The sequence below is a fragment of the Nonomuraea sp. NPDC049419 genome (assembly GCF_040676995.1).
GTDB lineage: Bacteria > Actinomycetota > Actinomycetes > Streptosporangiales > Streptosporangiaceae > Nonomuraea > Nonomuraea salmonea.
This window is the reverse complement of record NZ_JBFAQB010000017.1, coordinates 20,044-44,498: the sequence shown is the minus strand read 5'-3', so window position 1 is coordinate 44,498 and position 24,455 is coordinate 20,044. Positions and strand designations below refer to the sequence as shown.

Here is a 24,455-nt window from a genome sequence, read left to right as displayed (position 1 = left end):
CTATAGAGACCCATCGCCGGTCAGCCGTCCAACGTTACATCTCACCAGATCGGTTACATCTCGGCCAGCTCACCCGATAGACGGACGACGTCCGGCGACGGGGGTGGGTGTGGTGGGGCTGACGGCGGAACAGGTGTCGACGCGGGGGCGGCTGGCCGGGCTGGACGGCGTACGCGGTGTGGCCGCGCTCTTCGTCGTGCTGCACCACTGCTGGTTGCTGGCGTTCCCCGGGTTCCCGGTCAACGACGCGCCGGGCTGGACGGGGTGGCTGCTCTACGGGCACTTCGCGGTCGTCGTGTTCATCGTGCTGTCCGGGTTCTCCCTGGCGGTCTCGCCGGCCAGGTCCGGGTGGCGGCTCGGCCGGGCCCGTACGTTCTTCGTCCGCCGGGCCTGGCGCATCCTGCCGCCGTACTGGGCGGCGCTGCTGTTCAGCCTGGTGGTCGCGTGGGCGGTCATCCCGCAGCCCGGCCAGGAGGTGCCCACGGGCAAGTCGGTGATCGTCTACGGGCTGCTGCTGCAGGACGTCTTCGGCTCGCCGAGCCCCAACGGAGCCCTGTGGTCGATCGCCGTCGAGGCCCAGCTCTACCTGGCGTTCCCGCTGATGCTGCTGGTGCTGCGCAGGTGGGGGGCGGTGGTCATGCTCGGCGCGGTGACCGCGATCGTGGTGGCGGTGGGTGCGCTGGCGCCCGTCGTACCGGCCGTGGACCTGCTCATGCGGCTCACCCCGCAGTTCGCGGCGCTGTTCGCGATGGGCGCGGTGTGCGCGGGCGTCCTGCGGGCCGGGGAAAGGGCCGGAGAGCGGGCGGGGGAAAGGGCCGGGGAAAGGGTCCGCCGCCTGCCCTGGCCCTGGTTCGCGGCGGCCGCCGCCGTGCCGGCGCTGCTGCTCGTCGTGCTGGCCGGGCCCGAGTGGGTGGTCGGCCACTTCTTCTGGGTCGACCTGGCGATCGGCCCGGCGGCCGGGCTGCTGCTGGCGGGGCTCGCCACCGGGCGGCCCGCGCCGCTCGTGCGGCTGCTCGACTCCCGGCCGCTGCGGCGGCTCGGCTCGTTCTCCTACAGCCTCTACCTCATCCACTCGCCGATCGTGGTCGTGCTGAACCGGCTCGTCGTCGCGCCGAACGTGCCGCCCGGCATGCCGGCGTTCCTCGTCACGCTGGCCGTGGCCGTGCCGGTCAGCGTGGCCGCCGCGTGGGGGTTCGCCGCGCTCTTCGAGCTGCCCTTCCAGCGGCACAGGAGCTGGAAGAGCCTGCGGGCGGCGGTGCGGGCGCGCTTCAGCTGAGCGGCAGCTGCGTCTCGGTGTCGGGACGAGCCACGTACGTGGAGTAGTCGGGGTGGTCGAAGCGGTGCAGCGCCTGGATGTTGTCGTTCCAGGGCGCGGGCACCGGGCGCTTGTGCCGCAGGCCGTTGATCGGAGCCAGCTTCATCAGCTCGTGGGCCTCGTTGAACTCCCTGATCGCGCTCAGCTCGCCGACGTACTCGTTGTGGATGACCTGGTCGTCGTCGCCCACCGTGTCGTCGAGGTAGCAGAAGACGCGCGGCAGGAAGTATTTGTGGTCGCCCTCGAACAGGTCCAGCGCCGCCGCCGTCGAGCTGTAGAAGTCGACGTCGATCGAGACGAACCCGATCGGAGCCGGCCGCTCCACGTCGAGGAAGTCGATCACGGTGTCGCTGATGTCGCCCAGGACGAGCTTGGCGTCGCCCAGACGGGCCCGCAGCGCGTCCACGTCCATGACGAAGTCGCCCTCGCGCCAGATGTAGGGCAGGTCGCGGTAGTCGGTGGGCTTGGGCAGGCCGGCGCCGGTGTCGAAGCCGTACACGTCGATGCGCACGCCCGTCGCGGCCGTGGCCAGCGCCGCCATGCGGTTGAGCTCCACGATGCCGGCGCCGCCCGCGACGCCGAACTCGACCACGCTGATCCGGCCCACGCCGAGCCGCCTGGCCAGCTCGGCGGCCTGCCGCACGCCGTAGGCGTAGTGCGGGCGCGGGTAGAGGTCGAGTGCGCAGCGCAGGTCGTACGAGCCGAACGGCAGGCGGCGCATGACGGCCAGCAGGATCCGGCCGGGCTGCATGAGCAGCCGCACGAGACGTATCAACACCGGCGATTCACCCTTTCGAGGAGACGGCCCGGGCGGCCAGCCCGGCGAGTTTGCGGCCACGGTGCGTCAGCATCTGCCGCTGCCGCCGCCAGTACGTGCGCGCCAGCACGGCCCGCGCCCTGCCGCGCTGCTCCGCGGACAGCTCGACGATGCCCAGGGCCCGGTACATCGCCCGGAACTGCAGGGTGGTGGCGAAGCGCGCGGTCCAGACCGGCACGCCGAGCGCGGCGGCGATCCCGGGCAGCCGCCGCTCACGCAGGCTGCGGTGGGCCAGCGGCTCGGGCACGTGCCCCCAGGGCGCGGTCAGCGCCAGCATGGTGGCGTAGACCTCGTCCTCGCGGATCATCAGCGGCCTGGGCACGGCGGCCACCCGCTCGCGCCGCATCAGGCCGTAGAGCGGGTCGAGCCCGTGGTGCTGGATGGTGACGACGTCCCACAGCTCGTCGAGCCGGTCCACGGGGTCGTCGGAGAGCATCCGCGTGCCGCGGTAGCGCGGCCGGTGCACCGATCCGTCGGCCCGCGTGTACGTCATGTCGGTGGTGACCAGGATGAGCCGCTCGTCGGCCAGGAACGGCCGCAGGGCCTTGGAGACGTACGAGGGTTCGAGCAGGTCGTCGTCGCCCATCCAGCGGAAGTACTCGCCGCGCGCCCGCCGCAGCACCTCCACGAAGTTGCCCACCACGTGCAGGTCGCGCGGCTGGCGGTGGTAGGAGATCCGCTCGTCCTGGCGGGCCAGCTCGCGGCAGAGCTCCTCGGTGCCGTCGGTAGAGGCGTTGTCGGAGATCACCACCTCGATGTCGGCGTGGTCCTGGGCCAGCGCCGACCGCACGGCCGTCTCCAGGCGGTCCGCGCCGTTGCGGACCGGGATTCCGATGGACACCAGCACGCTCTTCTCCTCGGGGGTCATCGCGCTCGGGCGGGAAGCAGCCGCACGAGACGATCGCTCAGCAGGGTGAACTGGTCGCGGGTCACGACGACCAGCGCGTACGCCAGCAGCCCGCCGCCGCCGGCCACGACGAGCTGGACGAACGGCAGGCCGTCGGTCACGGTGGCCAGGCCCAGCATGACGGCGGCGCACACGAGGGCGCCGAGCGCCGGGCGGAGCAGGCCGGGCAGGACGGGCGCCAGCCGCACCCCGGCCCGGTGCACGGCGAGCATGGCGAGCGGCAGCGCCACCAGCACCGCGGCGGCCGCCTGCCCGACGGCGGCGCCGCGGATGCCGTCGAGGTGGGTGCCGACGATGACGGCGGGGATCATCGCGGCGGCGTGGCCGAGGTTCATCCACACGGTCGAGCGGGTGGCGCCCTGGCCGTTGAGTATGTCGAGGGCGAAGGAGGTGAGCATGCGCACCACCATCAGCACCGCGAGGAAGCGCAGCACGCCGGCCGACAGCTCCCACCGCACGCCGTAGATGAAGATGATCAGCGGGTGGGCCAGCACCGCCATGAACGCGGCGAGCGGCAGCACCATGGTGACGAGTAGCGGCACGCTCTTCTGCACGCCGAGCGAGAGCGAGGCGCCGTCCCGCTCGGCGAGACGGGAGAAGCCGGCGATCGACACCATGCGGATGGCGCTGCCGATCACGCCGGGCACCCAGCTGGAGACGTTGAACGCCATCAGGTAGAAGCCCAGCCAGTCCTTGCCCATGATGTTGCCGACGATGATGTAGCCCACGTTGAGCAGCATGATCTCCAGCGCGATCCCGGCCGCCGACGGGACGCCGAAGCGCAGCAGCCGCCCCGCGATCCGCCGGTCGAACCCCAGCCGGTACGGCAGCCGCGCGTAGTACAGCATGAAGAACCCGGTCACCACGGCCCCGACGAGCTGTCCCCAGGCGAAGCTGTACGGCCCGGCCCCGCCCGCGGCCAGCACGATCGCCACCGGCGCGTTGACCAGGAAGCCCGCCAGCACGGCCTTGGTGTTGCTGCCCGTGCGGAACCAGCGCAGCAGGGCGGCGCTGCGCACCGCGGTGATCGCCTCGACGAGGATGACCGCGGTGAGGATGCGCACCACCGGGGTGGCCTCCTCGCTGCCGGCCAGCGCGGAGAAGTAGGGGGCGCCGACCCAGAAGAGCCCGTACAGGCCGAGCGCGGAGCACATGGTCAGCGTCGTCGCCGTGGGCGCGATCTCCTCCAGCCGGCCGCGCCACTGCACGACGGCCGACATGACGCCGACGTCCTTGACGACCATGACGAGCTGGGTCGCGGCCAGCGCGACCGCGTAGATGCCGAAGTCGGCGGGTGCGAGCAACCGGGCCAGCACGAGCCCGAGGACGAACGAGCCCGCCCTGGTGACCAGGGTGCCGAGCAGGCTCCACACGGCCCCTCGGCCGGCCTTGCGTCCGATGTCGCTGATGTCCGGGCCCGGTTGCTCTTCCATGCCCGCCTTTCCCTAGCTCGGCTCGTCGATCCGCTCCAGCCAGATCTCCCGCCAGAACGGGATGAACGCGCGGGGGCAGTTGGACTTGTAGACGCCGTCACAGATGACGCCGTCGAGCGCGATGCAGGGGTTCTTCATGGTCAGCATCACGCCGGTCTTCTCGTCGATGCAGCGTTCCACCCGGGCGGCCACCCGGGCGGTGCGCCCGCAGGAGCGCGCCATGTCCTCCTCGAAGCCGAGCCCCCTGTTGTAGCCCTTGGTGGTCAGGGTGGCGACGATCTCGTCCTTGGACTTGATCCTGACCAGCTCGCCCGGCTGCAGGCCGGTCGTGCCCGTCGGGGCGGGTCCGGTGTGCGGGCCTGGCTGGACGAACCCCCAGGCCAGACCGTCCTTGATGCGCAGCCGTCGAGGGAACCTCCGCGACAGCCGCTGGTAGCGGTTGAACAGCCCGAAGAAGATCGTCCGTAGCGTCGGCCCGATCCCGGCGTTGCCCACCCGGATATCCGTCACGTACTGCCCGACGTTACGGAAGGGCAGTAACTCGGGCGCCGCCCGCAGCAGCTCGGTGGCCTGGCAGCGGAAGCGCTCCTCGCCGCCGGGGCCGGGCTCCTTGCGGGTGTTGACCTCCAGGATCGGCAGCGGCGGCCGCTCGGGGCTCACCCGGTCGGGCTCCGGCGTGGGCGGGCCGTCCACCTTGCGCACCCAGGCGGTCTTCCAGTACAGCAGGCAGGCCGTCTGGCAGCCGCCGTGCGCCGAGCCGTCGCAGCGGGTGCCCGCGAGGTGCACGGCGTCCCGCATGCGGCGCATGCCGGTGCTGCTGATCGTGTCGCAGAGCTTGTTGGCCACCTTGTGCACGGTGAGCCTGCGTCCGCAGTAGCGCAGCATCTCGGGCATGAAGGGGAGGTTGTCCAGCTCCCCGTTCTCATCCAGCGTGGCGAGGATCTCCTCGGCGCTCAGGACCTCGACCACGTCTCCGACTTTCAGCGTCGGACTCAACTAATCCACTCCTTCAGCAAACCGGCGTTCTGCAATGACCGTGCGGCGTCCGCCAGCGCGGCGAACGGCATCGTGGAACGACGTGCTATGTCGAGGAGGCTGTGTTCGGTGTCGGAGAGGTTCAGCACCCACAGCATGGCCAGCTGGGCCTCTTTGGTGTCGCTGCGGCCGCCGAGCGAGCCGTACAGGCCGCGGGCGCCGAGCTGTGGCTCACCGTACGGGCTGAGGTTCTGGTAGCGGCGGTTGCCCTCCAGCACCTGTACGGCGGCCCACAGGGTCTCCAGGGTGTCCTCCATGGCCTCGGGGCGGACGAGATCCGGGTCGTCCCCCGAGGTGTGATATTCCGGGTAACTCCCGTAGGTGGACCGGGTCAGCGATCCGACGGGCAGGTTGAACCCGGGTGAGCCGTACTGGCGCTCGTCGTAGCCGTACGGGGTGAAGTCGAGCAGCGTGTGCGGGCGGTCCTTGAGCACGTACGCGAAGACCTGGTCGATCTCGGCGTCCCCCCGCCTGCTGCGCTTGTAGGTGAGCCGGCCGGGGTCTCCGGCGCAGGCCAGCGTGAGACCGTGGCTGATGAGCCCGGTCCTCTCCCTGTTGCGGGCCAGCCAGGTGATGGCCCCGATGGTCCCCGGCGCGAAGACGAACCGGTAGGTGTAGCGGCGCTCCGGCAGCTCGGCGAGCCGGCGGGCCAGCGCGACGGCCACCGCCACCCCGGCCAGGTTGTCGTTGGCCAGCGACGGGTGGCAGACGTGGCAGGAGATCAGCACCTCCTGCGCGCTCTCGCCGGGCACGACGTGCTCGCCGTAGGTCAGGTGGCCGTCGGCGAGCGTGGCGTCGATGCGCACCTCGTAAGGCCCCTCGCCCATCGTGTCCAGGGTGTCCTGGCTCAGGCAGAAGCCCCACGTCTCGGCGTAGTAGCTGGTCCGGTACGGCACCAGATGCGGCTGCTCTGGCAGCGTGTGCAGGTGCCCGCGCAGCTCGTCCAGGGTGAGCGTGGCGTGGACGGGCACGCTGTAGCCCACGACGTGCAGGTTCGACTCCTGGAAGTCGACCACCCTGGCCCCCGAGGGGTCCTTGATGGAGGCGTCGCGGATGTTCCACTCCCGGGGGATCGTCCAGTCGAGCACCTTCGTGCCCGTCGGCACCTCGGTGAGCCGCAGCGGCGCCGACTCGCCGATGATCTCCAGGGTGCGGCGCAGCCCGTCGCCGGTGATGCTGCGGCACAGCGGATAGAGGCGGCGTACGAGGGCGTGCATCTCCTCGCCGGTCATGGCCGCAGCGTGGCGTCGACGGTGCCGGCCGCGCGCCGGTCGCCGAGCCTGGCCAGGCGGGTGTAGCGACGTTCGAAGTCGTGCCTGGTCAGGCCGTAGTCGCGGTAGGCGTCCATCAGCTCGACCGCGCCCGCCTTGACCGTCCAGCGCGCCTCGAAGCCCAGCGCGGCCCTGATGCGGGAGAAGTCCACCCGGTACGAGCGCGGGTCGGCGCCCGCCTCCCCCGTGATCGTCAGCGTCGAACCCGGCACCGCCTCGATCACCTCGTCCGCGATCTCGGCCACGGTCACGTTGTTGACCTCGGTGCCCACGTTGAAGGCTCTGGCGTGCACGGCCTCGCGGGGTGCTTCGAGCGCCGCGACGAACGCCTGCCCGATGTCCTTGGCGTGCACCAGGGGCCGCCACGGCGTGCCGTCCGACAGCACCCGCACCTCGCCCGTCAGGTACGCGTGCCCCACCAGGTTGTTGAGCACGATGTCGGCCCGCAGCCGCGGCGAGAAGCCGAAGGCGGTGGCGTTGCGCAGGAACACCGGCGTGAAGCCGGCGTCGGCCAGCGCCACCAGGTCGTCCTCGACCCGCACCTTCGACTCGGCGTACGGGGTGACGGGCCGCAGCGGCGCGTCCTCGTCCAGCAGGTCCGCCCCGCCGGACGCGCCGTAGACCGAGCACGTGGAGGCGTAGAGGAACCTGCGCACGCCCGCGTCCTTCGCCAGCCTGGCCAGCCGGACGGAGGCGTGGTGGTTGATGTCATAGGTGAGATCGGGCGCGAGCGCGCCGAGCGGGTCGTTGGACAAGGCGGCCAGATGGATCACGGCGTCGCAGCCGGCCACGTGCTCGGGCTCCGCGTCCCGCAGGTCCACGGCGTGCGCCCGCACCGGCTCCGGGGACGGGCCGAGCACGCAGTCGGCGAACAGCCCCGAGTCGAGGCCGATCACCTGGTGCCCGGCGGTGACGAGCATGGGGGCCAGCACGGTGCCCAGGTAGCCCTGGTGGCCGGTGAGAAGTACCCGCATCAGTTCTCCAGATCGACGGTCAGCTTGGAAACGTGGAACGCCTCTGCGTAGCGCGCGTGGCACTCGATGCCGCGGATCCGGGCGAGGCCGAGGAACGCCTCGCGGTCGTACCAGGGGCGGTGCCGTTGCGAGGCGTAGTGCCGCTGGAGCAGGTCCGCCTTCAGCGCGGCCACCTCGTCGGCGAGCGGCTGGTAGACGGAGGCGGCGGCGAGGTCGCCGTCCCATTTGACGATCTCGTAGCCGAGCGTCAGGTGATCGCGGAAGGCGGTGGGCACCAGCTTCGCCAGCCCTCTGTGGTCCTGGTGGGCGTCACCCCGCCAGGGCGCGAAGATCAGGCCGGGGTCCGTACGCGAACGCAGGTCCTCCACCGCCGCCTTGGCCTCCTCCCACCGGGCGGGCAGGTAGCCGTCGGGCAGCTTGAGCACGGTGACCCGCAGGTCCGCGCCGGGGCAGAAGTCGGCGAGCGCCGCGCGCTCCTCGTCCTCCCGCGCGGTGCCGCCGCCGGTCAGCACCAGCGCGTCCACCCGCAGCCCAGGGCGGGCGGCGCAGACGGTCAGCAGGCTGCCGCCGGCCCCGATCGCGAGGTCGTCGCAGTGGGCGGCGAGCGCCACGATGCCGGTCAGCCGACCGACGCCGAGCCCGATCACCGGGACCGTTCCCACAGGGCCCACGGCCGCTCGCCCCGCGAGTACGCCTCGTCCAGCTCCATCCGCTGGTTCACCGTGTCGGTGGGCCGCCAGTAGCCGCGGTGCCGGTAGGCCAGCAGCCGGCCGCGCTTGGCCAGCTCGACGCAGCCGTCGGCGACCAGGTCGCCGTTCTCCGGGATGTGCTCGAAGACCTCCTGGGTGAGCACGAAATAGCCGCCGTTGACCCACACCGGCATCTCGCTGACCGGGGAGATGCCGCCGACCAGGCCGTTCTCGGCCACGTCCACGCAGTGGAAGGTCTGTGACGGCGGCACCACCATCATCGAGGCGGCGGCGCCCGAGGCGACGAACCGGTCGATGATGTCCGGCAGCGGCGCGTCGGTGAGCACGTCGGCGTAGTTGGCGAGGAACATCTCCGCGCCGCCGAGGTGGTCGCGGACGCGGCGTAAGCGCTCGCCGATCGGCGAGTTGACGCCCGTCTGCACGAACGAGATCGACCAGTCGGAGATGTCACTGGACAGCAGCTCGACCTCGCCGCCGCGCAGCACGAAGTCGTTGGAGGTGGCCTCCTGGTAGCCGAGGAAGAAGTCCTTGATGTGGTGGGCGCCGTACCCCAGGCAGAGGACGAACTCCTTGTGCCCGAAGTGCGCGTAGTAGCGCATGACGTGCCAGAGCAGCGGGCGCGGGCCGACGAGCGCCATCGGCTTCGGCACCTCGCCCGGCACGCCCGTCCGCATGCGCGTGCCGTAACCGCCGCAGAACAGGACGACCTTCACACGACCTCCAGGTGGGGAATCGGGAAGACCAGCCGGCCTCCCCATTCGTGCACGTAGGAGAGCTGGGCGGTGAGCTCGTCGCGCAGGTTCCAGGGCAGCACCAGCACGTAGTCGGGGCGATCTCGGGCGATGCGCTCGGGCTCGGCGATCGGGATCCTGGTGCCCGGGGTGAACCTGCCGTGCTTGTACGGGTTGCGGTCCACCGTGTACGCCAGCAGGTCGGGCCTGATCCCGCAGTGGTTGAGCAGCGTGTTGCCCTTGCCGGGCGCGCCGTACCCGACGACGGTCTTGCCCGCGTCGGCGGCGTCGATGAGGAAGCGCAGCAGGTCACGCCTGACCTTGGCGACCCGGTCTGCGAAGCCGGCGTACCCGGACAGGTCGTGCAGCCCGGCGGCCTTCTCACGGGCGAGCACGTCGCGCACCCGCTGCGACGGGCTGCCCGACGGCCGGGCCCACAGCCGGATGGAGCCGCCGTGGGTGGGCAGCAGCTCGACGTCCACCAGCGTCAGCCCGCCGGCGGCCAGCGCCCGCTGCGCGGAGGCGACCGTGTAGTACTGGAAGTGCTCGTGGTAGATCGTGTCGTACTGGTTGAGCTCGACCAGCGTCAGCAGGTGCTGCACCTCGATCGAGACCCAGCCGTCGTCGGCCACGAGCGCGCGCAGGCCCTCGGTGAAGCCGATGACGTCGGGGATGTGCGCGTAGACGTTGTTGGCCACCACGAGATCTGCGGGACCGTTCCCGGCCCGCACCTCGGCGCCGGTCTCCGGGGTCAGGAACGCGGTCAGCGTCGGCACGCCCTTGTCCCTGGCCGCCTGCCCCACGTTGGCCGACGGCTCGATGCCGAGGCACCGGATGCCGCGCTCGACCACGTGCTGCAGCAGGTAGCCGTCGTTGCTGGCCACCTCGACCACGAAGGACGGCTTCAACCGTTCCACGGCCGCGGCGACATGGCGTCCGGCGTGCGCGACCCAGGACGAAGAATAGGAGGCGAAGTATGCGTATTCCGTGAAAGTTTCTTCCGGTGTGATGAGCGGCGGTATCTGCGCGAGCCAGCACTGCGTGCACACCCGGAGGTGCAACGGATACGTGGTCTCGGGTTCGTCAAGGCGTTCGGCGGTGAGAAAAAGCTCACAGGGCGGCGTCGCCCCCAGATCCACCACGCTGACCAGGTCTTTCGCCCCGCACAAGCGGCACGCTGTCGTCATCGATGGATCCCACCCGTTAATGGCACGATTTCCCCCTATATCAACCCACAGACGTACTTCGGATAGGTGGCAAAGAGTGTTACAAGTGTCTGCATGAAACGCCTGAGCATCGACGGGGCATTGCTGCACACCCCCCGCATCCACAGCGACCACCGCGGCGATTTCCTGGAGAGTTTCCGCGCCGCCGACCTCCGCGAGGCCCTGGGGCACTCGATGGAGCTGGCCCAGGTGAACTGCTCCGTCTCCAGGCGCGGCGTCCTCCGCGGCGTGCACTTCGCCGACGTGCCACCCGGCCAGGCGAAATACGTGACGTGCGCGGCGGGCGCGGTGCTCGACGTGGTCGTGGACGTGCGCGCCGGCTCGCCCACCTTCGGCCGCTGGGAGTCCGTACGGCTGGACGACGAGTCCCGGCACGGCCTCTACATCGGCGCGGGTCTCGGCCACGCGTTCCTGGCGCTCAGCGAGTCGGCCACGGTCGTCTACCTCTGCTCCACGCCCTACGACCCGGCCCGCGAGCACGGCGTCCACCCCCTCGACCCCGATCTCGGCATCGAGTGGCCCTTGGACGGCGAGCCCCTGCTGTCGGCCAAGGACGCCGCCGCGCCCACGCTCAAGCAGGCGCTCGACGCGGGCATCCTCCCGTCATGGTGAGCGTCGTCGTCCCGGCGCACAACGAGGCCGCGGTGCTCGGCCGGCTGCTCGGCGGCCTGCTCGCGCAGGCGGCGCCGGGCGAGTTCGACGTCGTGGTGGTCGCCAACGGCTGCACCGACGGCACCGAGGGCGTGGCACGTTCCCACGGCGTGCGCGTCCTGACGACTCCGGTGCCGTCCAAGCGCGAGGCGCTGCGGCTCGGCGACGCCGCCGCCCGCGGCTACCCCCGCCTGTACGTCGACGCCGACATCGAGCTGAGCACCGCCGCCGCCCGCGCGCTCGCGGCGGCCCTGTCCGCGCCGGGCGGCCCGCTCGCCGCCGCCCCAGACCGCGAGCTGCCCATGACCGGCCGCCCCTGGACGGTCCGCGCCTACTACGCGATCTGGACGCGGCTGCCGCACGTGCGCGCCGGGCTGTTCGGCCGCGGCGTCATCGCGGTCGGCGAGGAGGGCAACGCGCGCATCAGGGCGCTGCCGCCCGCGATGGCCGACGACCTCTCCGCCTCGCTCGCGTTCGAGCCCGGCGAACGGGTGATCGTGCCCGGGGCCCGCGCCGTGATCAGGCCGCCGCGCACGTTCGCCGACCTGATGCGCCGCCGGGTGCGGGCCGTCACCAGCGTGAGCGAGCTGGAGCAGGCCGCCGCCACGGCCGGCGAGCGCACGGGGGCGCGCGACCTGCTCGCCGTCGTGGCGAGGCGGCCGTGGCTGGCCCCGGCGGCGGCGCTGTTCGCGCTGGTCGCCGTGCTCGCCAGGAGGCGGGCCGCCCGCGCGATCCGCGCGGGCGACTACACCACCTGGCTGCGCGACGAGAGCAGCAGGAGCTGATCCGGTCATGTGATGGGGGTGTTCATGTCGGTGACGATCTCGGCGGGAGTGAGCGCCCTGGCGTAGATCCGCACCTCGTCGATCTGGCCGCCGAAGTGCTCGCCCGAGCCGCCGTTGCCGCCGATGCGCAGCGGGCCCGTGCCGGTCCGCAGGTCGCCGCCGGTGAAGTTGGTGGCGACCTCCGTGCCGTTGACGTACATCCGCAGCGTCGTGCCGTCGTAGGTGGCCGCCAGGTGGCTCCAGGTGTTCAGCGGCAGGTTCGCAGGGGCCTGGGCGTTGGCGCCCGACGTGGTGTGGACGAACGCGCCGGGGCCGCTGCCGCCGCTGCCCATCAGCGCGTACGCCAGATCGGCCCCGAACTCCTTCATCACCACCGTCCGCCAGCCCGTGACGGTCGTCGGCCGCACCCACGCCTCCACGGTCATGCCGTCCGTGAGCCGCAGCGCGGGCGCGTCGGCCACCGTGACCCAGCTGGACGAGCCGTTGAACGTCAGCGCCTGCCCGTACCTGCCGGCCGTCCAGGTCGTGGCCGTCGCCGTGCCGTCATGGCCACCCGAGGTGTCCGCCACGGTGGTGCCCGACCCGGCGTCCATCCCGTACGCGGCCACCGGCCCGTCCCCGCCCGGCGGCTCCGTGACCACCGCCGACGCCTCACCGGACGGCGGGCCCGTGTTGCCGGCCCCGTCGAAGGCCACCACGCGGTAGTGGTACGTGCCCGCCGCGACCCCGGAGTCGGTGAACGACGTGCCCGCCGTCGAGCCCACCTGGTTGGCCCCTGAGGGGGTGAACCCGGCCGTCTCCGAGCGGTGCACGGTGTAGCCGGTCACGCCGGTGTCGTCGGTGGCGGCCGTCCAGGAGAGCTGGACGCTGCCGGGGCCGCCCGCCGCCGTCAGCGAGCCGGGCGCGGTGGGCGGCTGCGTGTCGGGCGAGCCCTGCTGGCCGACCGGGGTGTTCATGTCGGTGACGATCTCGGCGGCGGTGAGCGCCTTGTCGTAGACGCGTACCTCGTCGATCTGGCCGCCGAAGTGCTCGCCGGAGCCGCCGTTGCCGCCGATGCGCAGCGGGCCCGTGCCGATGCGCAGGTCGCCGCCGGTGAAGTTGGTGGCGACCTCCGTGCCGTTGACGTACATCCGCAGCGTCGTCCCGTCGTAGGTCGCGGCCAGGTGGCTCCACGTGTTCAGCGGCAGGTTGGCCGGGGCCTGGGCGTTGGCGCCCGAGGCGGTGTGGACGAACGCGCCGGGGCCGCTGCCGCCGCTGCCCATCAGCGCGTACGACAGGTCGGCGCCGAACTCCTTCATCAGCACCGTCCGCCAGCCGGTGACCGTGGTCGGCCGCACCCACGCCTCCAGCGTCATGCCGTCCGTCAGGTCGAGCGAGCCGTCATCGGGCACGGTGACCCAGCTGGAGGTGCCGTTGAAGGTGAGTGCCTGGCCGTACTTGCCGGTCACGGCCCACGAGGTGTTCGCGGCTGTCCCGTCGTTGCCCGCGCCGGAGGCGTCGGTGACGGCCGTCCCGGCGCCGGCGTTCATCCCGTACGCGGCCACCAGGCCATCGGGGGCCTCAGCCTCCTCATAGGTCGCCGTGTACGTCGCCGCCGTGGCGGGCGCGGTCACATTGTGCGTCGCCGCGCCGCCGTCCGACCAGGACTCCAGCGTGTACGACCGGCCGTCGGCGCTCTGCGGCGACGGCGCGGAGACCGAGTTGTGCGAGCCTGCGATCACCGTCCTGGTGAAGGGCGCGATCGTCTGCTCGCCGTTGAAGCCCAGCTGCAGCCCGGCCGGCTCGGTCTGGAAGGTCAGCTCGACCGTCTTCGGCTGCAGCAGCACGCTCGCGGTGTCGCTGAGCCCGTGCGCGTCGGTGACGGTCAGCCTGAGCTCCAGGTGCGACGGGTACTCGTGGTCGGGAGCCGCGAATGAGCCGCTCGCGCCGGTGTAGGTGGTGATCTCGTGCTCGTGGCAGGTGCTCGGGCAGTGGTGCAGGATCAGCCGCCACGACATCCGGGAGCCGGGGATCGAGCCGTCCTGGGCGTCGGTGCCGGTGCCGGAGAACGTCACCGTGTCGCCGACCGCCCACGTGTAGCCGGCCGACGGGGTCGTGATGGCGGCGACCGGCGCCGTGTTGTTCACGTTGATCGTCACCGTCGCGTCGCCCTGGCCGCCCCGGCCGTCGTCGACCCGCAGCTTGACCACGTACGAGCCGGGCTGGGTGTAGGTGTGCGACGGGCTCGCCGCGGTGGAGTCGTCGAAGTCGCCGTCCCCGTCGAGGTCCCAGCGGAACGTCACCGGGTCGCCGTCGGCGTCGCCCGAGCCCGCCGAGGTGAAGTTCACGGTGAGCGGGGCGCTGCCGGAGGTGGCGCTGGCGCCGATGACCGCGGCCGGGGGCGTGTTGTCGTACAGGTAGCGGACGATGCGGCCGTTGTTGTAGTCGACCGCGAACAGGTCGCCGCCCGGCCCCGTCTCCAGCTCCACGGCCGGGATGCCGGAGTCGAACGTGGCGATGGTGGCCGGGTCGGGCAGGCCGTTCGCGCCCTTGGTCATCACCCACACGCACGAGCGGCTGTAGTCGGAGAAGAACAGCGCCCCGTCATAGGCCGGCGGGTAGGTGCCGCCCTCGTAGAAGGCCACGCCGCTGGAGGACGAGCCGCCGGACGGGCACGGGTCGTTCGGCGCCGGCCTGGAGTTGTGGCTCCACGCGAAGTACGGCGGCGTGTGGGCCGACGACCCCGCCGCGTACAGGTTCTCGCAGAGCGTCAGGTTGAGGTTGTCGTAGCCGCCCTGGCGGCCCGCGCCCTCGTAGCAGGGCCAGCCGAAGTTGCGCACCGGGCCCGTCGGGTCGGCGATGCGGTTGATCTCCTCATAGATGTTCCAGCCGACCTCGCCCGCCCAGACCTCGCCGGTGCCCGGCCTGATCGTGATCCTGAACGGGTTGCGCTGGCCGTAGGCGACGATCCTGGCGAGGTTGGGGTCGCTGCTGCCGGCGTTCGGGTTGCCGGGGGCGGCGGCGCCGGTGTCCGGGTCGATCCTGATCGTGGTGCCGTTCAGCGCCGTCGGGTCGCCGGTCGTGCGCGGGTCCTGCGAGCGCAGCGCGCCGCCCTCGGCGGCCGGCGGGGTGAGCGCGGTGCCCACCGGCGAGGGCGGGTCGCCGCACGGGTTGTCCGGCGTGATGTCGGAGCCGGTCAGGTTGTCCTGGCCGTAGTCGGCGAAGTTGAAGCTGGCGCCGTCGCCGCCGCTGGCGTACAGCATGCCGTCGGGGCCGAACGCGAGGTCGCCGACCGAGTGGCTGGGGTGCTGCTGGCACCAGTCGGTGATCAGCGGCGTCTCGACGATCGCGCCGCCCGTGCCCGATGGCGTCAGCGTGGACAGCCGGCCGGTGATCAGGCAGCCGTCGCCGGTCGGGCCCGGCGGGGTCGGGCAGGGGTCGGCGGTCGCGCCGGGCGATCCCCAGCGCGGCGCGGTGCCGCCTGGCACGGCGTCGTAGGAGTACAGGACGTAGATGCGCGGGTCGTCGGGGAAGTCCGGGTGCAGGGCCAAGCCGAGCAGGCCGCGGTCCCAGAAGTTGTGCACCTGCGTGCGCAGGTCGGCGTAGACGCTCGGTGTGGTGTCGCTCAGCGAGTCGAAAACCTTGATCAGGCCGCTCTTCTCGGCCACGAACACCCGGCCGTCGGAGGCGAACTCGATGTTCGACGGATTGGTCAGCCCGCTGAAGACGACCTGCCGCTGAAAGCTGGCGGGCAGCGCCTGCGCGGCGGGCGAGGCGACGAACACTGAACCGGTCGTGATCAGCAGTGTGGCTGACAGGGTGGATAAGAGCGCACGGCAAAGCCGTCTCACCACGAGGACCCCCTCCAAGAGCGAAACTCCCCCGAGCCCGGAATTCGATCTATCGCATGCAATTAGCCGGAAGTCACGATGTTTGTCCGCTTCTGGTCAGCCATGCGTGGAGCAGCCAGCCCAGCTCGTACGGCCGGCACTCCCGGTCCACGGCCACCGGCGGGTAGAGCCGGTCGAGCACCCCGAGCCGCAGCCCCCGGTGCACCCCCGTCGCCGCCGCGCGCAGGCCGCGTACGAGCTTGCGCGGGTCGTTCCTGGCCTCCTTGCGCCAGGTCAGCGCGAGGTCGTCACGCACGAACCCGGGCCGCGCCATCATCCAGCCGAGCCCCTTCTCGATCTCGGCCACGTACGCGGTGCCGCCCGCGTCGGCCAGGTCGAGCAGCGCCATCGGCCCCATGGAGAGCTGGTGCACGGAGTAGACGGGGAAGCCCTCGACCACCGACCCCGTCCGCGCGTCGTAGTGCCACCACCACTCGCCGTCCGGCCCCTGGGCGGCGCAGATGCCCCGCGCCACCTGCTCGGCGGCTTCCAGCGCCGCGTCGTCGCCGGTGGCGGCGTGCAGCCTGGCCAGCGCCTGCAGCGGATAGACCTGGTCGGCGAAGCAGCCGACGTGGGCGCGGTAACGCGGCACCAGCGGCCCTTCGCCGAGCGCGTGCGGATAGAGGCGGTTGCCCGCGAGCCCGCCGAGCAGGCGCGCGCGGGCACGTTCCAGGCGCGCGTCCCCCACCCTGGCCGCGACCAGGGCGGCCAGGGCCCACGCGGCCTCGACGGTGTGCAGATGGGGTGCGGTGTCCAGCTCGTCCAGCCGGTCGAGCGCCCTGCCGAGGTCCGCGTGGCCCGTCTCGGCCGCCGCCCAGCAGATCAGCGCCGCATCCCCGACGCCGCTCACCTCGGGCAGCCGCTTGACCAGGGCGCCCACCAGGTCGTGCACGTCGTCGCCGGCCAGGGCCGCGCGCTGCCGGTGCTCGTCGAGGGTGGCCACGCCGAGCGCGACGATCGCCGCGTAACGGATGCTGCGTCCCTCCGGCACCGCCGTCCACGTGCCGCCTGGCTCTCGCCTGGCACGGCGGGTGAACACGAACTCGCCGTCCTCGTACGCGAAGGGCAGCCCGCGTACGGCGAGGTCCACCATGCCGGTCACGAAGTCCTGATGTCCGGAGCTCAGCAGAGCGATCCGGTGATCCGTCACGTCGTCTCCTCGATCCTGCGTCTGACACCGGCCCACTCCCGGAGCACCAGGAGCAGGAATCTGCCGTTGGTCCGCACGTACCGGGGGCCGAGCCTGGCCGGCTCCTGCACCATGCGGTAGAGCCATTCCAGGCCGAGCCGCTGCCAGCGCACCGGCGCCCGCCTGGTGCGCCCGGCCAGCACGTCGAACGAGCCGCCCACCCCGTGGATCACCCACGCGCCCGTGCTCGGGCCCCACTCGCGGACGAAGATCTCCTTCTTCGGCGAGGTGATGCCGAGGAACAGCAGGTCGGCCCCGGACGCGGCGATCTCGGCCGCCACCCGTGCCGACTCCTCGTCGGGGAAGTAGCCGTTGCGCGAGCCGGCCACGGCCAGTCCCGGATAGCGGCGGCGTACCTCGGCCAGCATGTCGGCGAGCACCTCGTCGGTCGCGCCGAGGAAGTACGCCCTGAGGCCGCGCCGTCCTCCCTCGGCCATCAGCTCCGTGAACAGGTCGATGCCCGCGACCCGCTCGGGGACCCGGTGGCCGAGCAGCCGCGCCGCCCACACCACGGACTGCCCGTCGGCCAGGACGAGGTCGCTGTCGAGCACCGAGCGCCGCAGGCCCGCGTCGGTGCGCATGTTGACGACCTTGGCGGCGTTCACCACGCCGATGGTCAGCGGGCGCCGCTCCGCCACGGCCGCCACGCAGCGCTCGATCACCTGGCTCATGGTCAGGGCGTCCAGCACGGTGCCGAATAACGCTTTTCTGCCGGTCCGATCCGGAAATTTCGTCATCCGTCCCCCTGGGTGTCCCTGGGATATCGCTCCCAGCCCCGGAAACGTGACACCCCACAGCCCCGCTGACGTGGCCGGATACGGCCACGCCGCACGGGCAGGCCAGGGGGACGCCGCGGTCGCGGCGGACCGGGCGGTGGCGGCACGGCCGGCGGAGGTGGCTGGCCGCATGGCCCCCGCGCCTGAAGCGCCTACACGGTGCTGCACCGGCGACCGCGGGTCAGGACCGGCCAGGCGGCGTGCAAGGCGTCGCGCCAGTGGCGGAGCGGGTCCGCTCGGGTGTGGGCGAGGACGCTGTTGGCCGGGCGGCGGGCCGGGCGGGGGAACGCCTCCGAGGGCACGGGACGCACCCTCTCCGGGTCGCGGCCGAGCAGCGCGAAGATCTCCCTGGCCAGGCCGTACCAGGTCGTCTCGCCGGCGCTGGTGCCGTGGTAGACGCCGGGCGGCAGGTCGGACTGCGCCAGGCGCACCAGGTAGTCGGCGAGGTCCGCCGTCCACGTCGGCTGGCCGCGCTGGTCGTCCACGACGTCCACGGTGTCCCGCTCACCCGCCAGCCCGATCATGGTCCGGACGAAGTTCGGCCCGGCGGCGCCGTAGAGCCAGGCCGTGCGCACCACGTAGTGCCCGTGCTCAAGGGCCGCCAGCTCCCCCGCCCGCTTGCTCCGCCCGTACGCGTTGACCGGCGCAGCCGGCGCGTCCTCCCCATAGGGCAGCGGCGAGGCGCCGTCGAAGACGTAGTCGGTGGACACGTGCACCAGCCGCGCCCCGGCCCGCGAGCACGCCTCGGCCAGCCAGCCCACCGCCCGCCCGTTGACGCGCAGGGCCGCGTCGGGATGGGCCTCGGCGTCGTCCACCGCCGTCCACGCGGCACAGTTGACCACCACGCGCGGCCGGTAGGCGCACACGAAGTCGCGGACGGCCCGCCGGTCGGACACGTCGAGCTCCGAGCGGCCGAGCGCGAGCACCGGCTCCCCGGTCAGCGCCGCCCGGTCGAGCACGTCGGTGGCCAGCATGCCGCCGCCCCCGGTGATGAGCCACCTCATGCCGCCTCCCGGCGTAAGCGGGCGATCACGCGCTCCACCGGTCCCGGTGCTCGGCGTACCAGCGGACGGTCTCACGCAGCCCCTTGTCGAACGGGATCCCCGGCCGGTAGCCGAGCGCCCGCAGCTTCCTGTCGTCCAGCGAGTACCTGCGGTCGTGGCCCTTGCGGTCGGCGACGTACTCGACCCGGTCCCAGCCGCACCCGCACGCCTCCAGCAGCCGCGCGGTCAGCTCCTTGTTGGTCAGCTCGGCGGTGCCGGCGATGTGGTAGACCTCGCCGGGCTCGCCCTTCTCGGCGACCAGGCGGATGCCGGCGCAGTGGTCCTCGACGTGCACCCAGTCCCTGACGTTGCCGCCGTCGCCGTAGAGCGGCACGGTGCCGCCGCCGAGCAGCCGGGTCACGAACAACGGGATGATCTTCTCCGGATACTGCCCGGGGCCGTAGTTGTTGCCGCACCGGGTGATCGACACGTTCAGGCCGTGGGTGATGGCGTACGCCTGCGCGATCAAATCGCCGCTCGCCTTCGAGGCCGCGTACGGCGAGCGCGGCCGCAGCGGCGCGCTCTCGTCCCACGAGCCGACGTCGATCGACCCGTAGACCTCGTCGGTGGACACCTGCACCACCTTCGGCACCCCGGCGTCCAGGCAGGCTTGGAGCAGCGTCTGCGTGCCGAGCGCGTTGGTGCGCATGAACGCGGCGGCGCCCTCGATCGAGCGGTCCACGTGCGACTCGGCGGCGAAGTTCACCACCAGGTCGTGCCCGGGCACCACGCGGGCGAGCAGCTCGGCGTCGCAGATGTCGCCGTGCACGAACTCGTGGCGCACCCCGTCGAGGTTGGCCCGGTCGCCGGCGTAGGTGAGCAGGTCGAGCACGGTCACGTACGCGTCGTGAAGGGTGCGGACGAAGTGCGAGCCGATGAACCCCGCGCCCCCCGTCACCAGGACTCTTGTCATCAGATACCTCCGTGGGACGGGCGACCGTGGGAATCCCCCTCGTTCACGAGGGGGGAGGATGTCAGGAACTGATCTGTACCTTGCTGTGATCGCCCAGCACGAGGCGGTGGGCTCTTGGCGTGTTGGGCGCCGGGGTGACCTCGACGTCGTGGCCGATCAGCGATGCCTCGATGCGACCGACCCCGGCGATCGACGCTCGCGGCAGCACGATCGAGTATTCGATCTCGCTGCCGGTGACCGTGCAGGCGGCGCCGATGGAGGTGAACGGCCCGACGTAGCTGTCGCGGACGAGCGCGCCCGCGCCGATGATGGCGGGGCCGACCACCCGCGAGCTTTCGACCACCGCGCCGGGTTCGACGACCACCCGGCCGATCAGCTCGCTGCCGGCGTCCACCCGCCCTCCGACGCTGCGCTCGACCGATTCCAGCACGAGCCGGTTGACCTCCAGCATGTCGGTGACGTTTCCGGTGTCCTTCCAGTATCCGGAGACGAGCGAGGACTCCACCCGCAGCCCCGCCTCGATGAGCCACTGGATGGCGTCGGTGATCTCCAGCTCGCCCCGCCACGACGGCTTCAGCTCGGCGACCGCGTCGTGCACGGCCGGGCTGAACAGGTAGACGCCGACCAGGGCCAGGTCGCTCTTGGGCCGCTCGGGCTTCTCCTCCAGCCCGATCACCCGGCCTTCGGCGTCCAGCTCGGCCACCCCGAACTGGCGCGGATCGGCGACCTTGGTGAGCATGATCTGCGCGGCCGGACGTTCCCGCGCGAAGCGGCCCACCAGCTCGCTGATGCCGCCGACGATGAAGTTGTCGCCGAGGTACATGACGAAGTCCTCGTCGCCCAGGAACTCCCTGGCGATCAGCACGCCGTGCGCCAGCCCGAGCGGCGCCTCCTGCCGCAGGTACGTCGCCCGCAGCCCGAACGCCGACCCGTCGCCGACCGCCGCCTCGATCTCCGCGTGCGTGTCGCCGACGACCAGCCCCAGCTCCGTGATGCCGGCCTCGGCGATCGCCTCCAGGCCGTAGAAGAGCACCGGCTTGTTGGCGACGGGGACCAGCTGCTTGGCCGAGGTGTGCGTGATGGGTCTCAGCCGGGTGCCCGACCCTCCGGCGAGCACGAGTGCTTTCACCGCTAGTAAGCCCCTTCTCCGCGGGTGACGACCGACCAGGTCTTCCACAGGATCTGCAGGTCGAGGATGAGCGACCAGTTCTCCACATAACGCAGATCGAGGCGTACGGACTCCTCCCAGGTCAGGTCGGAGCGGCCGCTGACCTGCCACAGGCCGGTCATGCCCGGCTTGACGGCGAGGCGGCGGTGCACGTCGGTGCCGTACTTGCCGACCTCCTCCGGCAGCGGCGGGCGCGGGCCGACCAGGGACATCTCGCCGCGCAGGACATTCAGCAGCTGCGGCAGCTCGTCGAGGGAGTATTTCCGCAGGAAAGCGCCTACTCGCGTGATCCTTGGATCGTTCCTTATCTTGAACAGCACGCCGTCGAACTCGTTCGCCTCCAGCAGCGTGCCCTTGAGCTTCTCCGCGTCCACGACCATCGTCCTGAACTTGACCAGGCGGAACTCCCTGCCGCCCCGGCCGATCCTGGTCTGGTGGAACAGCGCGGAGCCGTCGCTGGTCGCGCGGATCAGCAGCGCGATCCCCAGCAGCGGCAGCGCGAACAGCAGGAGCGCGAGCCCGGCGACCACGCGGTCGAAGACGCTCTTCACGAACTGCCGCGTGCCGTCGAACTCGGGATGTTCCACGTGAAGCAGTGGCATTCCGGCTACCGGCCTGATGCTGATGCGCGGCCCTGCCACGTCGAGCAGGGCCGGCGCGACGAACAGGTCCGTACGCGCGCTCTCCAGGCTCCACGCCAGCCGGCGCAGCGCCGCCCCGTCCAGCTCGGGACAGGCCAGCACGGCCACGGCGTCGGCCCCCTCCCGCTCGACCACGCGCGCCACGTCGGCGAACGTGCCCAGCACCGGGATGCCGTCGAGGTCCAGGTCGGGCGCGTGATCGGGCAGGCAGGCCCCCACGACCCGCATCCCGTGGTACGGCTGCCGCCTGAACTGCATGACCAGGTCGAGTATCGACTCCCGGTGCCCGACCGCGATCACCTGGCGCAGGTACTCGCCCGCCGCTCGCCTGCGGTGCAGGCGCTTGCGCATCCGGTAGCGGTAGAACAGCGTGGCCAGCAGCGCCAGCGGCAGCATCGCCATCACGAAGCTGCGGGCGATGGCGGTCTGCGTGGCGTACGCCATGATCGCGACGGCGGCCATCAGCCCGGCTCCGCCGTTGAAAACCGCTTTGAACTCCTCGGTGCCCTCCCCGTTGGCGCGCTGGCGGTAGGCACCGCCCAGCATCAGCGCCATCGGCCAGGCGATGACGAGGCCGGCTCCCAGCAGGAACTCGGCCACCGGAATGTACGACCCGGCGAGCAACCTGATGCCCAGCACGCACACGCATGCCAGGAGTACGCAGGTCGTGTCGCCGTACAGCAGGAGCCGTAAGTACGCACGCGTCCAGATGCTCGACGCGCGGCGCGGTACGGCCTCGAGGAGCACGACAGCGGACTCCCCAGTCCCCACCCTCATAGCACCACCCTGTCAACTCCGTTCACCGCGATAACTTGACGTTCCTTGCACCACATGGGTTGACAAGTCCCACGTGAACAAAGGGCGGCGGCCCCCACTAAAGAGTAAAGATCCGTTCCGAGCTGGGGAATAACGACATATGTCCACAATCGGACGATTGATAGACCGGCCCAGGGGTTGACGGAACGGTCCATAAGTGGCAAGAGTCGGCAGGAGTTTTGCCAGGGAATTTCGGTCGATTTCCGTTATGGGATGCGGCTACGCGGACGCAAGCGCCCGGCCGCGCGAAACGGCGTCCTAGTCGTATTCGAGGTCAGGCAGCGCCGACGGCGGATCCGGGCTGCGCCAGACCACCACCACCCCGTCGTGCGCCGAGTCGGCGGCCAGCGTCAGCCGGTCGACGTCGAAATCCGGCAGGTAACGCAGGCGGGCGAGAAACGTGGCGTCCGTGGCCGAGCGCGGCACGACGCAGCCCTCCCCCTCGCGGTCGAGCAGGATGTAGAGGACGTCTTCGCCGGCTTCGGTGACGACACGGACCTCCACCACGTCCTCCCAGGCGAGGGCCTCGACGCTACCGTCCGCATAGTGACGAGTGACGCCCTCTTCCGTGACATACACGTAGGAGTCCGGCATCGGATTGCCGTGCATGGCCGCGATTCTTGCGAGTTACGGGCCACTCCCGCAAGGGTTCGCACTCAAAGGTGCCGATGCGAGCACCACACGGAAGATCAGTCACCGCCCCAGGAGTGGCTGAGATGCGCCGCCACCGCCGCCCGCGCCGCCTCCGCGGGGCCGTTCGCGATGGCGTCGAGCAGCTCGCGGTGCTCGTCCACGAGCACGTCACGGTCCTTGTAGACGGCGCGCAGCCGGACCAGCCCGAGCCGGGTCTCGGCCGCGAGCGCGCCGTAGAGCCGCTCCAGCCGCGGGCTGCCGACCGCCTCGATGAGCGCCTCGTGCAGGGCCATGTGCTCGGCCACCGCCTCCGACCACGGCGCGTCGGCGGGCAGGGCGGCCATCCTGTCGAGCGCGGCCTGCGCGCCTGGGACCCTCCGGCCGGCCAGCGCGCCGGCCATGAGGTCCTCCAGGGGGCGGCGGACGTACATGAGGTCTTCCAGGTCCGAAAGCGTCACTTCCGGGACATAGGCGCTGCGGTGGCGTTCGCGGCGCAGCAGCCCCTCGTGCACCAGCCTCGCCAGCGCCTCGCGCACGGTCGGCCTGGCGACGCCGTAGGAGGCGGCGATCTCCTGCTCGGGCAGCGTGGTGCCGGGCGGGATCTCACCCGACAACACCCTGCTGCGCAGGGCGTCGGCGAGCGCGCCGACGGTGGAGACGGGTCTGAGCGGCAACGTCACGGCTGCGACTCTAGCTCCCTTTCCGGTACGGCCACCGCCACGAGACTCAGCCCCAGCAGCACCAGCCCGGCGATCGACACCGGGGCCAGCCGCTCGCCCAGCACCACCAGGCCGAGCAGCGCGGCCACGGCCGGCTCGGCCAGGGCCAGGGTGGCGGCCGTGGCGACCGGGGTGGTGCGCAGGCCGCGGCCGTACAGGAAGTAGGACAGCGCCGTGGTACCGAGGCCGAGGTAGAGCACGGCGAGCAGCGCGCGCGGCTCGGCCAGCCAGCCGACGCCGCTCAGCGCGAGCACCGGCAGCATGAGCAGCGCGGCACCGCCGAACATCAGCCCCATCACGGCGTTCGACTCGTGGCCCTGGTCGATCGCGCGGGCCGCGGTGACCGCGTAGAAGGCGTACAGCAGGCCGCCCAGCAGCGCGAGCAGGACGCCGGCGACCACCTGCGCCCCCGCCTGGGCGCCACCGCCCGCGATGAGCGCCGCGCAGCCGCAGATGGCCGCCGTGGTCGCGACCGTCCACCGGCCGGTCGGGCGCCGCCCGTGCAGGATCCACGACAGCAGCCCGGTGAAGACGGGGCCGCTGCCGATGGCGACGACCGTGCCGATGGCGACGCCGGTGCGGCCCACGGCCGCGAAGAAGCACAGCTGGTACGCCGCCACCGCCACGGCCCCCAGCAGCAGCCCCGGCCTGAGCACGCGCCGCAGGCCGGCTCCCGCCGCGAGCGCGAGCGCGGCGCCGCCGATGATCAGGCGGGCGGCGGCCAGGGCGACGGAGTCGGCGGAGACGAGCAGTCCTGCGGTGCCCGCGGTGCCCCAGAGCACGGCGGCGCCGACCACGGCGAATGGTCCGGTTCTCATGGCGAACATTGTCAG

At 71.7% G+C, this 24,455-nt stretch carries 22 protein-coding genes and 1 pseudogene; 3 read left to right on the top strand and 20 right to left on the bottom strand.

Features of this window, described 5'->3' with window-relative positions; all coding sequences use genetic code 11:
• Window positions 1-112 precede the first annotated feature (112 nt).
• Complete coding sequence (locus AB0K12_RS35815) at window positions 113-1,276, top strand: acyltransferase (protein ID WP_364571372.1); 1,164 nt, start codon at window positions 113-115, stop codon at window positions 1,274-1,276.
• On the opposite strand, the gene AB0K12_RS35810 is transcribed toward AB0K12_RS35815, so the two are convergent.
• From AB0K12_RS35810 to AB0K12_RS35765, 10 genes and pseudogenes are all read right to left on the bottom strand, one after another.
• A complete protein-coding gene (locus AB0K12_RS35810; protein WP_364571370.1) occupies window positions 1,269-2,093 on the bottom strand; it encodes a hypothetical protein in 825 nt (274 codons plus the stop codon). The genes AB0K12_RS35815 and AB0K12_RS35810 overlap by 8 nt on opposite strands.
• Window positions 2,094-2,100: 7 nt before the next feature.
• A complete protein-coding gene (locus AB0K12_RS35805) occupies window positions 2,101-2,979 on the bottom strand; it encodes a glycosyltransferase family 2 protein (protein WP_364571368.1) in 879 nt (292 codons plus the stop codon).
• Window positions 2,980-2,996: 17 nt separating this feature from the next.
• Window positions 2,997-4,472: an oligosaccharide flippase family protein gene (locus AB0K12_RS35800; protein ID WP_364571366.1), complete on the bottom strand. Its 1,476-nt coding sequence runs from the start codon at window positions 4,470-4,472 to the stop codon at window positions 2,997-2,999.
• A 12-nt stretch (window positions 4,473-4,484) separates the two neighbouring features.
• Entirely contained in the window at window positions 4,485-5,468 is a 984-nt protein-coding gene (locus tag AB0K12_RS35795) for a hypothetical protein (RefSeq protein ID WP_364571364.1), read from the bottom strand.
• Window positions 5,465-6,739 carry a DUF4910 domain-containing protein gene (locus tag AB0K12_RS35790; RefSeq protein ID WP_364571362.1) on the bottom strand — a complete coding sequence of 425 codons (1,275 nt, stop codon included), beginning with the start codon at window positions 6,737-6,739 and terminating at the stop codon, window positions 5,465-5,467. The genes AB0K12_RS35795 and AB0K12_RS35790 overlap by 4 nt, the downstream gene beginning before the upstream one ends.
• On the bottom strand, window positions 6,736-7,752 hold the full coding sequence (locus tag AB0K12_RS35785; protein WP_364571360.1) for an NAD(P)-dependent oxidoreductase: 1,017 nt from the start codon (window positions 7,750-7,752) through the stop codon (window positions 6,736-6,738). The genes AB0K12_RS35790 and AB0K12_RS35785 overlap by 4 nt, the downstream gene beginning before the upstream one ends.
• Window positions 7,752-8,414 carry a PIG-L family deacetylase gene (locus AB0K12_RS35780; RefSeq protein ID WP_364571358.1) on the bottom strand — a complete coding sequence of 221 codons (663 nt, stop codon included), beginning with the start codon at window positions 8,412-8,414 and terminating at the stop codon, window positions 7,752-7,754. The genes AB0K12_RS35785 and AB0K12_RS35780 overlap by 1 nt, the downstream gene beginning before the upstream one ends.
• Window positions 8,396-9,175 carry a glucose-1-phosphate cytidylyltransferase gene (locus tag AB0K12_RS35775; RefSeq protein WP_364571356.1) on the bottom strand — a complete coding sequence of 260 codons (780 nt, stop codon included), beginning with the start codon at window positions 9,173-9,175 and terminating at the stop codon, window positions 8,396-8,398. The genes AB0K12_RS35780 and AB0K12_RS35775 overlap by 19 nt, the downstream gene beginning before the upstream one ends.
• The gene (locus AB0K12_RS35770) at window positions 9,172-10,110 is read right to left on the bottom strand and encodes a class I SAM-dependent methyltransferase (protein ID WP_364571693.1); all 939 of its coding nucleotides are present in this window, start codon (window positions 10,108-10,110) and stop codon (window positions 9,172-9,174) included. Before AB0K12_RS35770 ends, AB0K12_RS35775 begins: the two co-directional genes overlap by 4 nt.
• Window positions 10,111-10,194: 84 nt before the next feature.
• Window positions 10,195-10,380 (bottom strand): annotated as a pseudogene (locus AB0K12_RS35765) (SAM-dependent methyltransferase); the annotation flags it as partial.
• Between the two features lie 93 nt (window positions 10,381-10,473).
• Here AB0K12_RS35765 and rfbC point away from each other — a divergent pair.
• Together rfbC and AB0K12_RS35755 are read left to right on the top strand one after the other, a co-directional pair.
• Window positions 10,474-11,031, top strand: coding sequence for a dTDP-4-dehydrorhamnose 3,5-epimerase (rfbC, locus tag AB0K12_RS35760; RefSeq protein ID WP_364571354.1), 558 nt, complete (start codon window positions 10,474-10,476; stop codon window positions 11,029-11,031).
• On the top strand, window positions 11,025-11,855 hold the full coding sequence (locus AB0K12_RS35755) for a glycosyltransferase (protein ID WP_364571352.1): 831 nt from the start codon (window positions 11,025-11,027) through the stop codon (window positions 11,853-11,855). Before rfbC ends, AB0K12_RS35755 begins: the two co-directional genes overlap by 7 nt.
• Before the next feature lie 5 nt (window positions 11,856-11,860).
• On the opposite strand, the gene AB0K12_RS35750 is transcribed toward AB0K12_RS35755, so the two are convergent.
• The 10 genes from AB0K12_RS35750 to AB0K12_RS35705 form a co-directional block, all read right to left on the bottom strand.
• Window positions 11,861-15,619: a LamG-like jellyroll fold domain-containing protein gene (locus AB0K12_RS35750; RefSeq protein ID WP_364571350.1), complete on the bottom strand. Its 3,759-nt coding sequence runs from the start codon at window positions 15,617-15,619 to the stop codon at window positions 11,861-11,863.
• A gap of 139 nt (window positions 15,620-15,758) precedes the next feature.
• Window positions 15,759-16,874, bottom strand: coding sequence for a hypothetical protein (locus AB0K12_RS35745; RefSeq protein ID WP_364571348.1), 1,116 nt, complete (start codon window positions 16,872-16,874; stop codon window positions 15,759-15,761).
• Complete coding sequence (locus AB0K12_RS35740; RefSeq protein WP_364571346.1) at window positions 16,871-17,650, bottom strand: WecB/TagA/CpsF family glycosyltransferase; 780 nt, start codon at window positions 17,648-17,650, stop codon at window positions 16,871-16,873. The genes AB0K12_RS35745 and AB0K12_RS35740 overlap by 4 nt, the downstream gene beginning before the upstream one ends.
• Window positions 17,651-17,841: 191 nt before the next feature.
• A complete protein-coding gene (gene rfbD / locus AB0K12_RS35735; protein ID WP_364571344.1) occupies window positions 17,842-18,693 on the bottom strand; it encodes a dTDP-4-dehydrorhamnose reductase in 852 nt (283 codons plus the stop codon).
• Between the two features lie 25 nt (window positions 18,694-18,718).
• Window positions 18,719-19,645, bottom strand: a complete 927-nt coding sequence (rfbB, locus tag AB0K12_RS35730; protein WP_364571342.1) for a dTDP-glucose 4,6-dehydratase — start codon at window positions 19,643-19,645, stop codon at window positions 18,719-18,721.
• 61 nt (window positions 19,646-19,706) lie between these two features.
• Window positions 19,707-20,774 carry a glucose-1-phosphate thymidylyltransferase gene (locus AB0K12_RS35725; RefSeq protein ID WP_364571340.1) on the bottom strand — a complete coding sequence of 356 codons (1,068 nt, stop codon included), beginning with the start codon at window positions 20,772-20,774 and terminating at the stop codon, window positions 19,707-19,709.
• Window positions 20,775-20,776: 2 nt separating this feature from the next.
• Window positions 20,777-22,231, bottom strand: a complete 1,455-nt coding sequence (locus tag AB0K12_RS35720) for a sugar transferase (protein ID WP_364571337.1) — start codon at window positions 22,229-22,231, stop codon at window positions 20,777-20,779.
• Between the two features lie 297 nt (window positions 22,232-22,528).
• Window positions 22,529-22,879, bottom strand: coding sequence for a hypothetical protein (locus tag AB0K12_RS35715; RefSeq protein ID WP_364571335.1), 351 nt, complete (start codon window positions 22,877-22,879; stop codon window positions 22,529-22,531).
• An 80-nt stretch (window positions 22,880-22,959) separates the two neighbouring features.
• Window positions 22,960-23,583 (bottom strand): GntR family transcriptional regulator, encoded by a 624-nt coding sequence (locus tag AB0K12_RS35710; protein WP_364571333.1) that lies wholly within the window; start codon window positions 23,581-23,583, stop codon window positions 22,960-22,962.
• Window positions 23,580-24,440, bottom strand: a complete 861-nt coding sequence (locus AB0K12_RS35705) for an EamA family transporter (RefSeq protein WP_364571331.1) — start codon at window positions 24,438-24,440, stop codon at window positions 23,580-23,582. Before AB0K12_RS35705 ends, AB0K12_RS35710 begins: the two co-directional genes overlap by 4 nt.
• Between the last annotated feature and the right edge of the window lie 15 nt (window positions 24,441-24,455).